This window comes from Candidatus Palauibacter soopunensis (assembly GCF_947581735.1).
GTDB lineage: Bacteria > Gemmatimonadota > Gemmatimonadetes > Palauibacterales > Palauibacteraceae > Palauibacter > Palauibacter soopunensis.
Window position 1 is genome coordinate 457,301 of record NZ_CANPVT010000002.1, and the last position, 17,599, is coordinate 474,899.

Genomic DNA, 17,599 nt, shown 5'->3' on the forward strand with positions numbered 1-17,599 from the left:
CGGAAAACTCCGGCTGTGAAAGTCCTCAGTTCGATCCCGGTCTGTCCTGCCGGTCCTCCTCGGAAGCCGGCCGCGAGAGCGTCGGATATTTGATACCCAGTTGATCAAGATACGTGTCGAAGCGCGTCTCGTCATAATAGAACGGTTCCAGGAGCGGACGGAACGTGTCCATGATCTCCCTGTTGAGATCGATCGGGGGCGGGTCGTCCGGGCCGATGAAGGGAACATACTCCACGCCTGAGGTCTGTTCCTCCCGGAAGTAGGTCCACGCCTCCTCGACCAGCTCCGGCTGGGCGAAGAGCTGGAGCGCCGTGCGCGCCATGACCCGCGCGCCGGCGACCGCGCCCTTGTGCGCGATGGGAGTGGCCATCGCCATGGCGCTCGACCAGTGGTGACCCGGAAGCCCTGGCACGTTCGACGGGAAGCGCAGGGTCACCGTGGGCACGTTCCACGAGATGTCGCCGATGTCGTCGGATCCGCCGCTCCGGCGCGGCCCCGGCTCGCCCAGTGGCGACAGGGCGATGGGCATCCCCGACGGGACGCTTCCCACCGATTCCTGCACGGCGCTCGCGAAGTCGTGGTCGTCCTCGGTCCACTCGGGCAGCCCGACCTCCTCGATGTGTCCGTACATCGTTTCGGCCACGACCTTGTTGAAGTGGCGGGGCCAGGCGGCGCCGATGATCCGGTACGACATCTCGGTGTCGGTCATCAGGGCCGCGCCTTCCGCGATGCGGATGGCGGTGTCGAAGTTGCGCTTGATGTCCTCGTAGTCCATTTCGCGGATGAAATACCACACCGAAGCACTCGGCGGCACGACGTTCGGCTGATCGCCGCCGTCGCTGATCACGTAGTGGGAGCGCTGGTCGGGCCGCAGGTGCTCGCGCCGGAAGTTCCAGGCGACGTTCATCAGCTCGACCGCGTCGAGCGCGCTGCGGCCGCGCCAGGGAGCGCCCGCGCCGTGGGCGGCCTCGCCCTCGAAGGTGAACTCCACGGAGACGAGCCCGGTGCCGCTCCCCTGGCCCCAGTTCACCGACAGGTTGCTGCTCACGTGCGTGAAGAGGGTGACGTCGATGTCCTCGAGATAGCCGTCCCGCACGTACCAGGCCTTGGAGCCCAGCTGCTCCTCCGCGACTCCGGGCCAGAGCACGAGCGTTCCCTCGATGCCCTCGGCCTCCATGACGTCCTTCAGCGCGAGCGCCGCCACCACATTCACGGCCTGCCCGGAGTTGTGGCCCTCGCCGTGGCCGGGCGCGCCCGGAATCAGGGGGTCGTGATAGGCGACGCCGGGCTTCTGGTTGGCCTTCGGGATTCCATCGATGTCGGATCCGAAGGAGATGACCGGCTCGCCGCTGCCCCAGCGCGCGAACCAGCCGGTCGGGATGCCCACGGGCGCGTACTCGACCGTGAAGCCGTTCTCCTCCAGGATCCCGGTGATGTAGGCCGAGGTCTCGATCTCCTGCTGTCCCAGTTCGGAGAAGGAGAAGATCTTGTCGACCATGACCTGGGCCAGCTTGGCGCGCTCGAGCACGCCCTCTTCGACACGGGCCACGAGGGGCGCCAGTTCATCGTCGGAGAGGCCCTGCGCGGCCGCCAGGACGGTGGGGGCGGTGAGAAGGGCGACCAGCGCCGCTGCCAGTGTTCGTTTACCCATTTTGTCCATGGAGATACCGGGAAGAAGGGACCGGGAGGCGAAATAGTCTCGAAGCATACGCACGGGCGACCCGCGTCGGAAAGTGGGCCGTCAGGCGGAGCCGGCGGTCCTCGTGAGTCTGTCCTCTTCCACTTCGACGACATCCCGCGCCTGGAGGCTGTGGACCGTGTGTCGGCGGTGCCGGAGGGCGATGATCGCGTCGGCGGCCGCGGACGCCGCGGAGAGCGTCGTCGTGTAGGGCACGCGGCGGGAGACGGCGGCGCGGCGAATCATGTAGTCGTCGTACTGGGCGTGCTTGCCGAGCGGGGTGTTCAGGAGGAGCTGCACGTCTCCCGAGACGATGCGGTCGAGGAGGTTCGGACGCCCCTCGTGCACTTTGAGGATGCGCTCGCACGGAACGCCGCGGCCCCGCAGATACCTGGCCGTCCCCTCCGTGGCGAAGATCGTGAAACCCAGTTCGTGGAAGCGGCGCGCGATCGGGACCATGTTCGGCTTGTCCTGGTCGTGCACCGTGATCGCGACGGCCCCCTCCGTCGGCAGCCCCTGGTAGACGGAGATCTGGGACTTCGCGAACGCGAGCCCGAAGCTGTCCGCGTATCCCATGACCTCCCCCGTCGAACGCATCTCCGGCCCGAGCACGGTGTCCGCGTCCGGGATCTTGTCGAAGGGGAGCACCGCTTCCTTCACGGAGACCTGGTGCGGGACGAGTTCGTCCCCGAGTCCGAGGTCGTCGAGCTTCACGCCGGCGAGCACCCGGGCGGCCACCCGTGCGAGCGGGACCCCGGTCGCCTTGCTCACGAACGGCACCGTGCGGCTCGCGCGCGGATTCACCTCGAGCACGTAGACCGTCTTCTCGTGTACGGCGAACTGCACGTTGATGAGGCCCCGGACGTCCAGCGCGAGCGCGAAGTCCCGCGTGAAGCGGCGCATGGCCTCCATGTCGACGTCGCGCAGCAGGTAGGGCGGCAGGACGCAGGCCGAGTCGCCCGAGTGGACGCCCGCGTCCTCGATGTGCTGCATGATCCCGCCGATCAGGACCGTCTCCCCGTCGCACACCGCGTCCACATCCGCCTCGAAGGCGTCCTCGAGGAACCGGTCCAGGAGCACGGGATGTTCCGGAGACGCCTGCACGGCGCGCGCGAAGTACTCCCGCAGCGAGACCGGGTCGTAGACGATCTCCATGGCGCGGCCGCCGAGCACGTAGCTGGGCCGGACGAGCACGGGATACCCGATGCTCTCCGCGATCTCGAGCGCCTCCTCGATGCTCGTCGCGGTCCCGCCCGGCGGCATCGGAACCCCGAGTTCGCGGCAGAGTTCGTCGAAGCGGCGGCGGTCCTCGGTGCGGTCGATCGACTCGACGCTCGTCCCGAGGATGGGGACGCCGAGTTGCTCCAGCTTGCGCGCGATCGTCAGCGGCGTCTGTCCACCGAACTGGACGATGACGCCCTCCGGCTCTTCCTGCTCCACGATCGCGAGCACGTCTTCCACCGTGAGCGGCTCGAAGTAGAGCTTGTTCGAGATGTCGAAGTCGGTGGAGACGGTCTCGGGATTCGAGTTGATCATGATCGTCTCGAACCCTTCGTCGCGCAGCGCGAGCGAGGCCGAAACGCAGCAGTAGTCGAACTCGATGCCCTGTCCGATGCGGTTCGGGCCGCTGCCGAGGATGATGATCTTCCGCCGGTCCGAGCGCTCGGATTCGTTCTCGTCCTCGTAGGTCGAGTAGAGGTATGGCGTGGCAGCGGGGAATTCGCCGGCGCAGGTGTCGACCGTCTTGTAGACTGGCCGGTGTCCCGCGGCCTGGCGCACCTCGCGCACCTCGGCCTCCGGAATCCCGCGCAACTGTCCCATCTCCGCGTCTCCGAACCCGATTCGCTTCAGCCGTTCGACGTCCGCGGGCGTGACCGCGGCGGCCGCCGCGAAGGCCTGGCCCTCGCGCACGAGTTCCTCGAGTTGGGAAAGGAACCAGGGGTCGATCCCCGTGATCCGGTTGATCTCGTCCACGGAGAGGCCCGCCTGGAAGGCGCGGTAAAGCTGGAAGGGACGTTCCGGCGTCGCGGTGCGGATCGCGGCCCGCACCGTGTCGACGGCGTCGTCCTCGAGACGGTCCGCGTCCGGGTCCGGCGAGGGGAGCCACCCCGAGCGCCCGTTCTCGAGCGCGCGAAAGCCCTTCAGCCACGCCTGCTGGAACGTGCGGCCGATCGCCATCACCTCGCCCACGGCCTTCATCTGCACGCCGAGCGTCGCGTCCGCCTTCGGGAACTTCTCGAACGCGAAGCGCGGGATCTTCACGACCATGTAGTCGAGCACCGGCTCGAAGCAGGAGGGCGTCACCTGAGTGATCGCGTTCGGGATCTCGTCGAGGCGGTAGCCGACCGCGAGCTTGGCGCCGATGCGCGCGATGGGGAACCCGGTCGCCTTCGACGCGAGGGCCGAACTCCGGGACACGCGCGGGTTCATCTCGATGACGAGCATCTGGCCCGTCGTCGGGTGCACGGCGAACTGGATGTTGCAGCCGCCCGCGTCCACGCCGATCTCGCGGATGCACGCGATGGCCGCGTCCCGCATCGCCTGGTACTCGCGGTCCGAGAGCGTGAGCGCCGGCGCGACGGTGATCGAGTCGCCCGTGTGCACGCCCATGGCGTCGAAGTTCTCGATCGAGCAGACGATGACGACGTTGTCCGCCCGGTCCCGCATCACCTCCAGCTCGAACTCCTTCCAGCCGATGATGCTGCGGTCGATGAGCACCTCGCCGATCGGCGACGAGCGGATGCCGGCGCGGACGAGGTCCTCGAACTCCTCGCGGTTGTAGGCGGTGCTGCCGCCGGTGCCGCCGAGGGTGAAGGACGGCCGGATGATGGCGGGGAATCCCGTATCCTCGACCAAGGTGAGCGCCTCGTCGAGCGAGCGGGCGAAGCCCCCCGCGGGCAGTTCGAGCCCGATGCGCTGCATGGCCTCGGCGAACTGCTCGCGGTCCTCGGCGAGCTGGATCGCCCGGACATCGGCCCCGATCAGCTCCACCCCGTGCTCGTCGAGCACTCCGCGTTCGGCCAGTTCCAACGCGACGTTGAGCGCCGTCTGGCCGCCCATCGTCGGGATGAGCGCGTCGGGCTTCTCCGCCTCGATGACCCGCGCGACCCAGTCGGCCGTGAGCGGCTCGATGTAGGTCGCGTCGGCGATGTCCGGGTCCGTCATGATCGTGGCGGGATTCGAGTTCACGAGGATGACTCGATATCCCTCCTCGCGGAGCGCCCGGCAGGCCTGCGTCCCGGAGTAGTCGAACTCGCAGGCCTGGCCGATCACGATCGGGCCGGAGCCTATGAGAAGAATCGAGGAGATGTCGTCGCGGCGTGGCATCGGGCGCGCAAGCTATTCGGTTGGACGGCGGATCGCAGCCCCCGGCGGCGCGGCCCCCGGAGGTGGGGAGAAGATCGGGGCTACCGCATGAGAAGCGAGATTTCGCGCAGGGCCCAGACTGCGGTTGGCCGACCGTCGCGGAGGGCGGGGGCGAAGAGCAGTCCGCGGGCCGCCCGCACGGCCGCCGCGTCGAAGGCCTGGTCGCCGGATGAGACCTGGACCGCGGTCGCCTCGACCCTTCCATCGGTCCGCACGAGAAGCCAAATGGAGGCCGCGATGTCCGCGTCGAGTCCCTCGCGGCGGATCACGGGAAGCAGGGTCGTCGCGAGCGCGGCCTCGGCATCGGTGTCCCATACGAGGCGGGCCGCCTCGTCGTGGGCGACGTATACGGGACCCGATTCGCGGAGCTCCGCCAGCTCCGCTTCGACCGCGGCCCGGGCCACCTCGATGCTGGCCAGTGAGTCGCGCCGGGTGGCGGCGATCAGGGAGTCGCGCCGGGCCGCCTCCAGCGAGTCCCGGAGCGCGGCGGCCCGCTGCGCCTCGAGGATGGAGTCCCGGCGCGCGGCCGCGGCCCGCTCGGCTCTCGCGATGGAGTCCCGACGCGCAGCCTCCCGCGCGGCCCTCGCGATCGAATCCTGCCGCGCAGCCTCCCGCTCGGCAGCCGCGATCGAATCCTGCCGCGCGGCCTCCCGCTCGGCAGCCGCGATCGAATCCCGGCGCGCGGCTTCCACGACCGCATCGGGCGGACGCATCGCGCGGGGGATGGGGAGGAAGCACGATCCGACCCCCAGCGCGGCCAGCGTCACCAGGAGGATCCGTCCCCCGCGGCGCCTCTCCCTCATTACGGGCGGCTAGCTCTCTCCGCCTCGCTTGGCGCCTTCCTTGCGCCAGGCGATCGACGCGAGGACGGCGAGTCCTCCCCAGACGAATCCGAGGATGAGGATCATCATGATGATCGTCGTCGTGGTCATGCTCCCCCCGGGCCGTTCAGGCCGAGATCTTCCACTGCAAGCTGCATGGCGGCGATGACGAAGGCGATGTGCTCGCCCATGTCTTCGCCCAGTTCAGCGCAATTCTCCAGCATTTCGTCGCGGCTGATCGCGGCGGCGAACGCCTTGTCCTTCATCTTCTTTCGTACCGACCGGGTCTTCATGCCGGCGAGCCGCGTCGGGCGCACCAGGGCGCACGCGGTGATGAAGCCGGTGAGTTCGTCCACGGCCCGGAGCGTCTTCGACATCCGCGTCGTCGCTTCGACATCGGTGTAGTCCGCGTGGGCCATGATCGTCTCGAGGATGTCCTCGTCCACCCCCTTCTCGCGGAGGATGGCGACCCCGGTCGAGGGATGCTCCGCATCGGGCGCGTGGTCGTGGTTGGGCCAGCGCTCGTAGTCGAAGTCGTGCAGCAGCCCCGCCACGCCCCAACGGTCTTCGTCCTCGCCGTACTTCCTCGCGTAGGCGCGCATGGCGGCCTCGACCGCCAGCATGTGGCGCCGGAGCCCGGGACTCTCGGTGTATTCGTGGACGATCGCGAGCGCCTCATCCCGTGTCGGGAGCATCCGTCGTCACTCTCCTCCGGTGGTTTGACCGGCCGTTTCCATGGTGTGGCCGGCCGTCTCGTGCAGCGCGTCCAGAAAGCGCCGCGGCTCGCTCTGGCTGACGAGGAGCGAGTACCCGTCGAGCGTGGGAATGTACACCACGCGTCGGCGGTCCGTGAGGTAGAGGAGCGCCTTCTCCCCGCTGCGGAGCCGGAACCACCCCGCGGAGTAGCCGCCGAGCGCCGTCCCCATGGTGCGCCGGCGAGGGACGAGATCGGGTTCGCCGCGGAGGTCCACGACGCGGGCATCGTCGAGTTCGAGACGGTCGAGGGGGATCGTCCGGCCCCAGAGGTCGCCCACCAGCTTCAGGCCCGCCGGCGACACCTCCGCGCGGCTGTTCCTCGTGGACCAGGCCGCCCAGCCCAGCATGAGCGTCACGCCGATGAGGACGACGATGATGATGATGAAGAACCAGAGGACGCCTCGCCCGGAGGCCGGCGGAATCGGGAATACCTGCATGATCGTGTTCCTCGCTACGTGTCTCGCACGTTCGAATCGAGAAGGGCGGCCCGCTTGAGCGCGTCCCGGCCGAAGCGGTCCGCCACGGCATCCATCGTCTTCGCCAGCTCGCGCCGGCTCTCCCCGGCGGAGGTGGCCGGGTCGTCGTCGCCGAGGAGCCCGAGTTGCTCGTCTTCCGGATGGTCGAAGCCGGAGAGGCTGACGCCGATGAGCCGGACGCGGCGGCGGGGATCGTCGGCCTCCCGGAACAGCTCCCGCGCGACGGGCCAGATGGCTTCCGTCATGTCCGCCGGTCGCTCGAGCGTCCGCTGGCGCGTGTGCGTCTCGAAGCCGTCCCAGCGCAGCTTCAACTGCACCGTGCGCCCCGCGATCCCCTTCTTGCGCAGCGACCGCGCGACCCCTTCGCAGAGGGCGAGCAGGGTCCGCTCCACGCGGGCTCGATCCTCGACGTCGCGCGGGAAGGTCACCTCCTTGCCGAGTGATTTTCGCCCCGGCCGCGGGTCGACCCTTCGCACGTCGAGGCCGTTCGCGAGTTCGTGCAGACGCCGCCCCAGCTTGCGGCCCAGCGACGCCTCTAGGAACTCGGGCTTGTTGCGGGCCACGTCCCCGATCGTCTTGAAGCCGAGTTGGGCCAGGCGGGCCTGGACCTTCGGCCCCGCCCCCCAGAGCCGGGAGACGGAGAGCGGCGCCAGAAACTCGCGTTCGGTCCCCGGCGGTACGACGACGAGCGCGTCCGGCTTCCTGAGGTCGCTCGCCACCTTCGCCACGTACTTGTTCGAGGCGACGCCGACGGAGGCCGTGAGCCGCTCCTCGTCGGCGATCCGCTGCCGGATCCGGGTCGCGATCTCCGGTCCCGTGCCGAACAGCCGCCGGCTCGCCGTCACGTCCAGGAAGGCCTCGTCCAGCGAGAGCGTCTCCACCTGGTCGGTGAAGGAGCGGAAGATGTCGAAGATTCGCCCGGATATCTCCGCGTAGAAGGCGATGCGCGGGCGCACGTAGACGCCGCCGGGGCAGCGGCGCCACGCCTGCGAGATCGGCATCGCGGAGTGGATCCCGTAGCGCCGGGCCTCGTAGTTCGCCGTCGAGACGACGCCCCGTCCGCGGCCCTTGCGCGGGGCGGATCCGATGATGACGGGCTTGCCGCGCAGCGACGGGTCCTCGCGCATCTCGACCGCGGCATAGAACGCGTCCATGTCCACGTGGAGGATCGTCCGCGACCGCGTCTCAGGCTGCGGCATCTCTCCCCACCTCCCTCTCGTCCAGGATCCGGCGGGCCCGCCCCGGGGCGTCGCTCACGAGCCCGTCCACGCCCCAGTCGAGGAGGCGCCGCATGTCGTCCGGGTCGTTCACGGTCCAGACGAAGACCCCCATGCCGTCGGCGTGCGCGCGCCGAACGAAGCGCGGCGTGACGATGCGCAGCGCGCTCTGCCGTTCGGGCAGCATGGCGGCCGCGCAGCCGGCGGGGGCGAACCGGCGGCCGAGGCCGACCTTGCCGAGAAGTACGTATGTCCGGAGTTCGTCCTGGTAGGCGCAGTGCCAGCGCGCCTGCCGGCTCGCGGGCTCCACTTCCTCCCGCTCGAAGCCGCCGACCAGGATTCGCTCCCGATCCGCGCGATTTCGGCTCCGCTGCAGCCACGCGCCCAGTTCGTGCCCCGCCGCCGCCGACTTGATCTCCGCGATCACCGGCAGGTCTCCCACCGCCTCGAGCACCTCTTCGAGGGTGGGGATGCCGACCCCCTTCCCCCGGAAGGGGAAAGTCTTCCCGTGGTCCGTCGTGAAATGGAATCCGGTGTCGAAGGGGCGCAGTTCGTCCCGCGTGAGTGCCTCGACGTCCCCCGCCCCGTCCGTCGTGCGGGGGAGGCTCGGATCGTGGATGACCATGAGGCGGCCGTCCGCGCTCCGGTGCAGGTCGAGTTCCACCGCGTCGGCCCCCACGCGCACCGCATGCTCGAAGGACGGAAGCGTGTTCTCGGGCGCGAACGCCGCCGCGCCCCGGTGGCCTATGACCCGCAGCGGGGAGCCGGGACCGAAGAGATCGTCGGGCAGCACCGTCAGGTCAGGAAGCCACGCGCCGTGCCTGGGCCCGCCCGAGCGCGACGGAGAGTACGATCCACATCCCGGCCAGCGGCGCCGTGGACATCGCGACCCACGCCAGCGTGAGGCCGAGCATCGCGAACAGGCTGTCGATTCCGGCGCCCGCGAGGTCGCCGCCCCGGTACAGGAAGACGTCGACGATCGGCTTCCCCTTGTACTTCTCCGCGGGTGGCACGACCGAGAACAGCGTCTCGCGCGAGGGCCGCGAGATCGCGTACCGCGTCGCGCGGTGGACGGCCTGGAAGATCATCATCACCCCGTAGATCGGCCACACGGCGAGCACGACGAACCCGAGCACGGTGACGAGCGGCAGGATGGCCAGCGTCCACCCGACACCGAGCTTCCGGATCAGGTGCGTTGTGATGAAGATCTGCGTCAGCAGGGTGCCGAGTTGCGCCAGCGAGTCGAAGTCGGCGAAGCTCCCGACGCGCTGGCTGAACGTGTCCGTGGCCCCGAGGATGACGTTCGCCTGGGTGAAGTAGATCAGCGTGTTCGAGATCGCCATGAACACGACCCAGAGGCCGACGCCGAGCAGGTAGGGCGAGGTGAACACGGCCCGCAACCCTTCCAGCGCCCCGCCCCCGATCCGCGTGCCCCCATCGCCTCGTCGCCGGGGTCCGGTTTCCGACGCCCCGCCGTCCGACGCCACCGGTCCGCCGGCCGGGTCCGCTCCGAGCCGGGACAGGTCCGACGCCCCGGCCCTCCGGTCGAGGATCAGCATGACGGCGATCGCGAGCGCGAAGCAGCCGGCCCCGATGAGCATGAGACCGGCGGGCAGGTACGGACTCTCGGTCAGCCCGCTGACGAAGCTCGCGCCGCGCCCCCCCAGGAACGCCCCCAGCGTCCCGCCGATCCCGATGAAGGGGAACATCCTCTTCCCCTGATCGACGTCGAACACGTCGACCATGAAGGACCAGAATACGCTGGTCGAGAAGAGGTTGATGACGCTCAGCCACACGTAGAAGGTGTAGCCGACGCCCCGCGCGAGGCCGGTCTCCGCGTCGGTGCCGATGAGTCCGCCGCCCGCCCGCACGTCCTGGATCAGCAGCGTCGCGAAGCCGATCAGGCAGGCAATGACGAACAGGTACGCGACCGGAATGAAGCGCCGCCGGTTCGTGCGCGCGACGACGCCTCCGAAGATGAGGACCGCGAACAGGGAGGCCACCGACGTCACGGCGAAGAGCCAGCGCAGGTCGTCCATACCGCGGGCGACCCCCATCGCCTCCCGCACCGGACGGAGGAAGAAGTAGCCGCAGAGGACGAGAAAGAAGAAGAGTGCGGACAATACCGCGAGCCCGAACTCGCCCCGCCTCATGTTGAGGATCCGCCGGGCGGCGCCGATGATACGTTCTCCCAAGCTGGCCACGTTCGCTCCCACCGTTAGGTTCCCGGATCCTCTGAAGAGAATCCCTTTTTCCATCGACCGGCAAGCAGAGCCACCATGACCCCGCCCCCGGAGAGCGAACCGCACACGCTGGCCGCCAGGCTGACGGGCGCCCGCCCGGAAGAGGCCGGGCTCGTACTCCTGTCGGCGCTCTACTTCTTCTTCATCCTGTCTGCGTACTACGTGATCCGGCCCATCCGCGAGGAGATGGCCGTGGCGGGCGGGGTCGAGAACATCCCCTGGCTCTTCACGGGTACGCTGACGGCCATGCTTCTCGTGCACCCGATCTTCGCCGCGGTCGTGTCACGGTGGACCCGCCGGCGGTTCGTGACCCTCACGTACCGCTTCTTCATGCTGAACCTGCTGGTCTACTTCGTGCTGCTGAGGGTCGTGACCGACGGCGACGCTTCCGTATGGATCGGCCGGACCTTCTTCGTCTGGATCAGCGTCTTCAACCTGTTCGTGGTTTCCGTCTTCTGGTCGTTCATGACCGACATCTTCCGGGAGCGCCAGAGCCGCCGCCTGTTCGGCCTCATCGGAGTCGGCGGAACCGTGGGGGGGATCGTGGGGTCCGCGATCACGGCCTTTCTGGTGGGGTTCCTGTCGCCCGCGACACTCCTCCTGTTCTCGGTGCTGCTGCTCGAGGGCGCGGTCGTCTGCCTCAAGGCCCTCGATTCGCGCTGCGCGACCTCCGCGGCCGCGGGTGACGATTCGGGTGTCGCCGCCGGCGGCCGGCCGGACGTGGCGGGCGGCGAAGGCGAGATGGAGGAGGTGATCGGGGGTTCGGCGCTGGAGGGGATTCGGCGGGTCCTGGCGTCGCCCTACCTGCTCGGGATCGGCGCCTTCATGCTGCTGTTCACGATCGGTTCCACCTTCCTCTACAACATCCAGGCGGACATCATCTCCCGTACCTTCGCGACGGGCGCGGAGCGGACCTCGGTCTTCGCGCGCATCGATCTCTCGGTGAACATCCTCACGCTGTGTACTCAGCTCTTTCTGACGGGCCGCATCCTGAAGTGGCTCGGCGTGCGCCTGGCGCTCGGAATCCTCCCCGTGCTCAGCGTCCTCGGCTTCCTGACGCTCGGGGCGGCGCCGGTCTTCGCGGTGTTCGTCGTGTTCCAGGTGCTGCGAAGGGCGGGGAACTTCGCGCTCGCGGTGCCGACGCGGGAGGTGCTCTACACCGTCCTTCCGCGCCGCGACAAGTACAAGGCCAAGAACTTCAACGACCTGTTCGTCTACCGGGCGGGCGACCAGATCGGCGTGTGGTCCTTCGCCGGACTGCGAGCGCTCGGGCTGGGAAGCTCCGCGCTTGCGCTGACCATGGTCCCGCTTGCCGGGGTGTGGCTGCTGATCGCGCTGTGGCTGGGAAAGAAGCAGGCGGCGCTGGCTCGGAGTCCGGCCGGGCGTCGCGCGGAGGCGGGCGCGGCCAGCTAGCGGGGGTTCAGACGGCGCACAGCTCCACGGCTTCGCGCAGCGAGCGCAGGGGGTCGCCGCTCCGCGGGATGAACTCGTGGGCCATGTATCCCTCGAAACCCGTGTCCGCGATCGCGCGCACGATCGGGGGATAGTTCAGTTCCTGCGTGTCGTCGATCTCGGCCCGACCCGGGACCCCGCCGGTGTGGTAGTGGCCGATCCAGGGGCTCGCGTCCGTCAGCGTGCGGATGATGTCCCCTTCCATGATCTGCATGTGGTAGATGTCGTAGAGGATCTTCACGCGGGGCGAGTCGACGGCCCGGATGATCTCGAGCGCGTAGTCCATGCGGTCGCCGATGTAGTCGACGTGTCCGCCGGGCTTCGAGTTGAGGACCTCGACGAGGATCGTGACGCCCTCGGACTCGGCGATCGGGGCGCACGCCTCGAGGCAGCGTATGGAGTTCTCGATTCCGACGCCGTTCTCCATCCCGCGGCGGTTGCCGAAGAAGCAGATCACGTTGGGGACCGAGACGCGCGCGGCATGCGGGATGTGGCGCTCGAAGGCGTCGATGATGCCGGCGTGGTTTTTTGTCTCGTTCAGGCCGTCCTCGATCGTCCCGGCCGCCACGTCGCCGCACGAGACCGTGAGGCCGTGGTCGTGCGCGACGGACCATTCCTCGACGGTGAGCAGGTCCATCGCGGTGAGACCCATGTCGGCCACGCCCCGGCAGAAGGGGATGAGGGGAATCTCCTCGAAGCACCAGCGCGCCACGGACTGTGTGATGGTGTTGGCGGACCGGCGGGCGCCGGCGAGTGCCACGGCGGAGTTCGCCGTGCCGCCGACGAGGAGACCGAGCGAGGCGGCGCCCGTCGCGCGCAGGGCGTCGCGGCGGCTGACCGGCTTCCGGTCCGGGGGTACGGTCGGATCAGCCATCGAACGACGCGAGGTGCTCGTAGCTCGCGCGCACCGACCCGATCGGATCGCCCGGCGTGTCGTGCTCGACGAAGTAGTGGATGAGCCCCGCCTCGTCCGAGCGCTCGAAGATCGCCGCGAAGTCGATGACGCCCGCGCCCACGTCCACCATCTCGCCATCCGCCGTGCGGTCCTTCACGTGGCAGAGGTCGAAGCGGCCGGGGTACCGGCTGATGTAGTCGAACGGATCGCCGCCGCCGTGCACGAGCCAGTAGAAGTCGACCTCGTAGCGGACCAGTTCCGGGTCCGTGTTCTCGATCATCACGTCGAGCAGGCGGAGACCGTCCACCTCCTCGAGTTCGAAGTCGTGGTTGTGATAGGCGAAGACGAGTCCGGCGTCTCGGCAGCGCGCCCCGAGTCCGTTGAATTCGTCCGCGAGCCACCGGTATCCGTCCACGAGGGCCGTTCCCGTGGCGCCGTCGTTTCCCGGCCGCTCGGGGCCCGCGAGGTAGGGGAGGACGAGGTACCGGTGTCCGATCTCGGCGGCCGCGTCGGCGGCTTCGTCGAAGCTCGACCGGAGTTCCTCGAGCGACAGGTGGGCCGCGGGGGCGGTGAGGCCTTCCGCTTCCAGCGCGGTCCGGATCTCGGCCGGCGAGCGGCCGAAGTAGCCGGCGAACTCCACCTCGCCGTAGCCGATGCGGGCGACGGATGCGAGGGTCCGCTCGACATCGCGCGCCATCAGCGACCGCACCATGTAGAGCTGGAGCCCCCACGCCTCGGGGAGCGTCCGGGCCGCGGGGAGGGTCGGGGCCGCGGCGGCGGCCGCGCGTCCGGCACCCGTGAGGAGGAGTCCGGCTCCGAGCGAGTGCTGCACGAATCTCCGTCTGTCCATGCGCGCAATATGTCGCGCGCCCCGGCCGGCGTCGATCCGCTGCCCGACAGAATGCAGGGCCGCACGAATGCTGCGGGGCTTTTGCCGCGGGCTGCCGGGCCTATGTTGGCGGTGCGCGGCGGCGCCTCCGCCGTCCGCGCGCGTCGATGCGGGCCGGGAGGAGGGACTGTGAGACGGCGCAGGGCTCTCGAGATCATCGGTGTGGCCGCGGGCGCGCCGCTGCTGGCGCCGGGGAGCGCGGTGGCGGAGGCCCTGGCGCTCGGGCAGCGCATCCGGTCGGTGGCCGGCCCGGTCGGCGGCGCGCCGCCCGCGACGCTCACGCCCGCGCAGGCGCGGACGGTGACGGCGCTCGCCGAGGTCATCATCCCCCGGACCGACACGCCCGGCGCGAGCGAGGCGGGCGTTACCGCATTCGTCGATGCCCTCCTGACCGGTTGGCTGGACGCGTCGGACCGCGACCGGTTCCTTGCCGGCCTGGACGCCGTAGACCCCACTGCCCGGGCGGCCCACGGCGCCGATTTCGCCGACTGCACGCCCGCGCAACAGACCGAACTCGTCGGACAGATGGACGAAGACCTCGACCGTCTCCGCCGGGATCCGGATGAAGACGAGCGGCAGACCTTCTTCTACGACATGAAGCGCTTCACGCTCGCCGGCTACTTCACCTCGCAGCCCGGCCTGCGCTCGCTGGGATACCGGATCATCCCCGGCGCCTTCGAGGGGTGCGTCATCCTCGACCAGTACGGCACCGGCGAGCGACGCCGAGGCGGAGGGCAGCCGTGAGCCGCCGCCAGGACGTCTGGGACGCGATCGTCGTCGGCTCGGGGATCACCGGCGGCTGGGCCGCGAAGGAACTCACCGAACTCGGCCTACGCACGCTGGTGCTCGAGGCGGGGCCCATGATCGTCCCCGAGCGGGACTACGTCGAGCACGTGCCCCCGTACCGCATGCCGTACCGCGGCTGGAACGACCGCAAGGCGCTCGCCGCCGAGCAGCCCGTGCAGCGCGAGTGCTACGCATGCGACGAGATGGGCCGGAAGTTCTTCGTCAACGACATCGAGAACCCGTACACGACACCCGACGAGAAGCCGTTCCTGTGGATCCGGGGTCGCCAGGTCGGCGGGCGCTCGATCATGTGGGCGCGCCAGTCCTACCGCCTCAGCGACCTCGATTTCGAGGCCAACGCGCGCGACGGGATCGGCATCGACTGGCCGATCCGCTACGCGGAACTCGCTCCGTGGTATTCGTACGTCGAGGACTTCGTCGGGATCAGCGGGCAGCCCGAGGGGCTCCCGCAACTGCCCGACGGCGTCCTTCTGCCGCCCATGCAGATGACGTGCGTCGAGAACGCGGTGAAGGAGGCGATCGCGCGGGACTTCGGCGACACCCGGATGATGACGATCGGACGCACGGCCGTCCTCACCGTCGACCACAAGGGACGGAGCGCCTGCCACTACTGCGGTCCCTGCCACCGCGGCTGCCGCACCAGGAGCTACTTCAGTTCGCTCAGCGCCACCCTGCCGGCCGCCGAGGCCACCGGCCGAATGACGCTGCGACCGGACAGCGTCGTGCACAGCGTGATCTGGGACCCCGCCCGCGGGCGCGTCACGGGGGTCCGCGTCATCGACCGGCAGACGGGCGAGGATCTGGAGTTCTTCGGCGAGATCGTGATGCTCGGCGCCTCGGCGCTCGAGTCGACCCGCATCCTCCTCAACTCGACGTCCGCCGACTTCCCGGACGGGCTGGCGAATTCGAGCGGGGTCCTCGGCCGCTATCTCATGGACCACACGATGAGCACCGGCGCGAAGGCGAAGTTCCCCGGCTGGGAGAATCACGGCTACACCGGCGAGCGTCCGAACGGGATCTACATCCCCCGCTTCCGAAACGTGACGGAACCATCGCCCGACTTCATCCGGGGCTACGGCTACCAGGGCTGGTCGACCCGGCAGGGCTGGAGCCGCGGCCTCGACATGCCCGGCTTCGGGGCGGACTACAAGCGCCGGCTCACCGAACCCGGCGTGTGGGAGTTCGAACTCGGCGCCTTCGGCGAGTGTCTTCCGCGCGAGGAGAACTACATCGAACTCGACCCGGAGCGCGTCGATGCGTGGGGAATCCCGGCCCTGCGCATCCACTGCGAATGGGGCGACAACGAGCGCCTGATGATGCGGGACAGCGCGGACCGCGCCGCGGAAATGCTGGAGGCCGGCGGCGGCACGGACGTCGAGTTGCTGACCGAGATCACGGCGCCGGGACTCACGATCCACGAGATGGGGACGGCGCGGATGGGGCGGGATCCGGCGACCTCCGTCCTCAACGGCTTCAACCAGGCCTGGGACGCGCCGAACCTGTTCGTGATCGACGGCGCGGCGATGCCGTCCTCCGCCTGCCAGAACCCGTCACTCACCTACATGGCCCTCACCGCCCGCGCCTGCCACTACGCGCTCTGGGCAAAAAACCGCGCCGAACTCTAGGCGGAGGCGGCAAGCGCGTCGGCGATCTGCTCCATCTCCGCCATCGTGTTGTACATGTGCGGGCAGAGGCGGATGCCCGGGAACACGCCCCGGCGGAGCGCTCCGGCGACGCCGTGTTCCTCGTAGATGCGGTTGTAGATCTCCGTGTGATCGTCGACCCCCAGCTCCGCGATGACCACACCTCCGCCGAGGCCCGGAACGTCGGACGTGTGGAACTTCACGCCGGGGATGCGCTCGCGGATCGCCGCCTTGAGGCCGGCCGCGAGGGCACGCATGCGGGCCTCGATCGCCGCCGCCCCGATCGCCTCGTGGAACTCCACCGTCGTCCCCACGCCCGCCACCGCCGCGTCGTCGCGCTGGCCGTACGTGCCGAACTTGTCTGCTCCGCCTCCCGCGACCGCGCCCTCCCAGCCCACGCCGACGTCGCTCGGCCACAACTCTGCGACACGTTCGGCCCGGACATAGAGGACCCCGGCTTCCTTGGGTCCGCAGAACCACTTGTGGGCGCTCCCGGTGTACGAGTCGCAGCCCATGGCGTGCAGGTCGACTTCCACCGCGCCGAAGCTCTGGGCCCCGTCCATGTGCACGTAGATGCCGCGGTCGCGCGCGATGCTGCACAGACGCTTCGCCGGCAGTTCGACCCCTGAGATGTTCGAGATCTGCGTGACCGCGAGGACGCGCGTCCGGTCGGTGAAGGCGCTCACGAAGGCGTCAATCAGTTCGTCTTCCGTCTCGGGCGTCGGCGGCGTCGTCACGCGGATCACCTTGTAGCCCCAGCGGTCGGCCCGGACGTCCCACGCCACGTTGTTCGTGGGATGGTTCTGGTCCCACAGCACGACCTCGTCGTCCGCCCCCAGCGTGAGTCCGTTGATGACGGTGTTGTTGCTCTCGGAGGTGTTGCGCGTGATCACGATCTCCTCGGGCGAGGCGCCCAGCAGCCGCGCGAGCGCATCCACGGACTTCGCGGCCAGCGCGTTGAACTTGGCCCGGTTGTGGAACGAGGCGTCCCGGTCGATGTCGCGCGTGTACCCGAACACCGCTTCCTGCACCGGCCAGGGAGAGGGACAGAGGTTCGCCGCGTTCACCAGGATGAGTCCGGGGCGGAGCGGGAACTGGGACTTCACCATCTCCCAGAAGGACTCGTCCTCCGTCCCCATGAAGTCTCGCCGCGCTGACAGGTCCTCGAGGCCAAGGGTGGGCTTCGAGCGCGCGAAAGTCCACGCCGGCGTGGCCGCGAGGGCTGCGCCCGCGGCGGCACGCTTGAGGAATCGGCGACGGTCGGGCAGGCGGGTCGCGTCGGTGGGCGTGCGAGTCGTCACGGAAACCTCCCGGCTTGTGGGCCGCCGCATCCCGCGCGGCAGCCGCGGTCGTTCG

At 69.3% G+C, this 17,599-nt stretch carries 15 protein-coding genes; 3 read left to right on the forward strand and 12 right to left on the reverse strand.

The annotated features are described in order from the left end of the window. Positions 1–25: 25 nt before the first annotated feature. The 9 genes from RN901_RS02250 to RN901_RS02290 form a co-directional block, all read right to left on the reverse strand. Positions 26–1,660 carry an amidohydrolase gene (locus RN901_RS02250; protein ID WP_345782340.1) on the reverse strand — a complete coding sequence of 545 codons (1,635 nt, stop codon included), beginning with the start codon at positions 1,658–1,660 and terminating at the stop codon, positions 26–28. A gap of 81 nt (positions 1,661–1,741) precedes the next feature. Continuing rightward, complete coding sequence (gene carB, locus RN901_RS02255; protein WP_310755440.1) at positions 1,742–5,005, reverse strand: carbamoyl-phosphate synthase large subunit; 3,264 nt, start codon at positions 5,003–5,005, stop codon at positions 1,742–1,744. An 80-nt stretch (positions 5,006–5,085) separates the two neighbouring features. Beyond that, positions 5,086–5,847: a TonB family protein gene (locus RN901_RS02260; RefSeq protein ID WP_310755443.1), complete on the reverse strand. Its 762-nt coding sequence runs from the start codon at positions 5,845–5,847 to the stop codon at positions 5,086–5,088. A 9-nt stretch (positions 5,848–5,856) separates the two neighbouring features. Continuing rightward, entirely contained in the window at positions 5,857–5,976 is a 120-nt protein-coding gene (locus tag RN901_RS02265; protein ID WP_310755446.1) for a methionine/alanine import family NSS transporter small subunit, read from the reverse strand. Further along, positions 5,973–6,560 carry an HDIG domain-containing metalloprotein gene (locus RN901_RS02270; RefSeq protein ID WP_310755449.1) on the reverse strand — a complete coding sequence of 196 codons (588 nt, stop codon included), beginning with the start codon at positions 6,558–6,560 and terminating at the stop codon, positions 5,973–5,975. The genes RN901_RS02265 and RN901_RS02270 overlap by 4 nt, the downstream gene beginning before the upstream one ends. A gap of 6 nt (positions 6,561–6,566) precedes the next feature. Further along, the gene (locus RN901_RS02275; protein WP_310755452.1) at positions 6,567–7,058 is read right to left on the reverse strand and encodes a PH domain-containing protein; all 492 of its coding nucleotides are present in this window, start codon (positions 7,056–7,058) and stop codon (positions 6,567–6,569) included. A gap of 14 nt (positions 7,059–7,072) precedes the next feature. Continuing rightward, positions 7,073–8,296 (reverse strand): DNA polymerase IV, encoded by a 1,224-nt coding sequence (gene dinB / locus RN901_RS02280; protein ID WP_310755455.1) that lies wholly within the window; start codon positions 8,294–8,296, stop codon positions 7,073–7,075. After that, positions 8,283–9,107 (reverse strand): glycerophosphodiester phosphodiesterase, encoded by an 825-nt coding sequence (locus RN901_RS02285; RefSeq protein ID WP_310755458.1) that lies wholly within the window; start codon positions 9,105–9,107, stop codon positions 8,283–8,285. Before RN901_RS02285 ends, dinB begins: the two co-directional genes overlap by 14 nt. Before the next feature lie 7 nt (positions 9,108–9,114). After that, positions 9,115–10,518, reverse strand: a complete 1,404-nt coding sequence (locus tag RN901_RS02290; protein WP_310755461.1) for a hypothetical protein — start codon at positions 10,516–10,518, stop codon at positions 9,115–9,117. Between the two features lie 75 nt (positions 10,519–10,593). On the opposite strand from RN901_RS02290, the gene RN901_RS02295 reads away from it, so the two are divergent. After that, on the forward strand, positions 10,594–11,970 hold the full coding sequence (locus RN901_RS02295; protein ID WP_310755464.1) for a hypothetical protein: 1,377 nt from the start codon (positions 10,594–10,596) through the stop codon (positions 11,968–11,970). A gap of 7 nt (positions 11,971–11,977) precedes the next feature. Here the strand turns inward: RN901_RS02295 and RN901_RS02300 are convergent, their stop codons facing one another. After that, complete coding sequence (locus RN901_RS02300) at positions 11,978–12,883, reverse strand: TIM barrel protein (protein WP_310755467.1); 906 nt, start codon at positions 12,881–12,883, stop codon at positions 11,978–11,980. Continuing rightward, positions 12,876–13,754 carry a sugar phosphate isomerase/epimerase gene (locus tag RN901_RS02305; protein WP_310755469.1) on the reverse strand — a complete coding sequence of 293 codons (879 nt, stop codon included), beginning with the start codon at positions 13,752–13,754 and terminating at the stop codon, positions 12,876–12,878. The genes RN901_RS02300 and RN901_RS02305 overlap by 8 nt, the downstream gene beginning before the upstream one ends. A gap of 168 nt (positions 13,755–13,922) precedes the next feature. On the opposite strand from RN901_RS02305, the gene RN901_RS02310 reads away from it, so the two are divergent. Together RN901_RS02310 and RN901_RS02315 are read left to right on the forward strand one after the other, a co-directional pair. Further along, a complete protein-coding gene (locus tag RN901_RS02310) occupies positions 13,923–14,537 on the forward strand; it encodes a gluconate 2-dehydrogenase subunit 3 family protein (protein ID WP_310755472.1) in 615 nt (204 codons plus the stop codon). Beyond that, positions 14,534–16,225, forward strand: a complete 1,692-nt coding sequence (locus tag RN901_RS02315; RefSeq protein ID WP_310755475.1) for a GMC family oxidoreductase — start codon at positions 14,534–14,536, stop codon at positions 16,223–16,225. The genes RN901_RS02310 and RN901_RS02315 overlap by 4 nt, the downstream gene beginning before the upstream one ends. Here the strand turns inward: RN901_RS02315 and RN901_RS02320 are convergent. Continuing rightward, on the reverse strand, positions 16,222–17,544 hold the full coding sequence (locus RN901_RS02320) for an aminotransferase class V-fold PLP-dependent enzyme (protein WP_310755478.1): 1,323 nt from the start codon (positions 17,542–17,544) through the stop codon (positions 16,222–16,224). The two genes, RN901_RS02315 and RN901_RS02320, sit on opposite strands and share 4 nt — an antisense overlap. Positions 17,545–17,599 lie beyond the last annotated feature (55 nt).

Excerpts from the sequence above, each read along its gene's own strand:
- RN901_RS02305 (WP_310755469.1), bottom strand. The coding sequence starts at position 13,754 with ATGGACAGACGGAGATTCGTGCAGCACTCGCTCGGAGCCGGACTCCTC.
- RN901_RS02300 (WP_310755467.1), bottom strand. The coding sequence starts at position 12,883 with ATGGCTGATCCGACCGTACCCCCGGACCGGAAGCCGGTCAGCCGCCGC.
- carB (WP_310755440.1), bottom strand. The coding sequence starts at position 5,005 with ATGCCACGCCGCGACGACATCTCCTCGATTCTTCTCATAGGCTCCGGC.
- dinB (WP_310755455.1), bottom strand. The coding sequence starts at position 8,296 with ATGCCGCAGCCTGAGACGCGGTCGCGGACGATCCTCCACGTGGACATG.
- RN901_RS02270 (WP_310755449.1), bottom strand. The coding sequence starts at position 6,560 with ATGCTCCCGACACGGGATGAGGCGCTCGCGATCGTCCACGAATACACC.
- RN901_RS02275 (WP_310755452.1), bottom strand. The coding sequence starts at position 7,058 with ATGCAGGTATTCCCGATTCCGCCGGCCTCCGGGCGAGGCGTCCTCTGG.
- RN901_RS02295 (WP_310755464.1), top strand. The coding sequence starts at position 10,594 with ATGACCCCGCCCCCGGAGAGCGAACCGCACACGCTGGCCGCCAGGCTG.
- RN901_RS02265 (WP_310755446.1), bottom strand. The coding sequence starts at position 5,976 with ATGACCACGACGACGATCATCATGATGATCCTCATCCTCGGATTCGTC.
- RN901_RS02250 (WP_345782340.1), bottom strand. The coding sequence starts at position 1,660 with ATGGACAAAATGGGTAAACGAACACTGGCAGCGGCGCTGGTCGCCCTT.
- RN901_RS02260 (WP_310755443.1), bottom strand. The coding sequence starts at position 5,847 with ATGAGGGAGAGGCGCCGCGGGGGACGGATCCTCCTGGTGACGCTGGCC.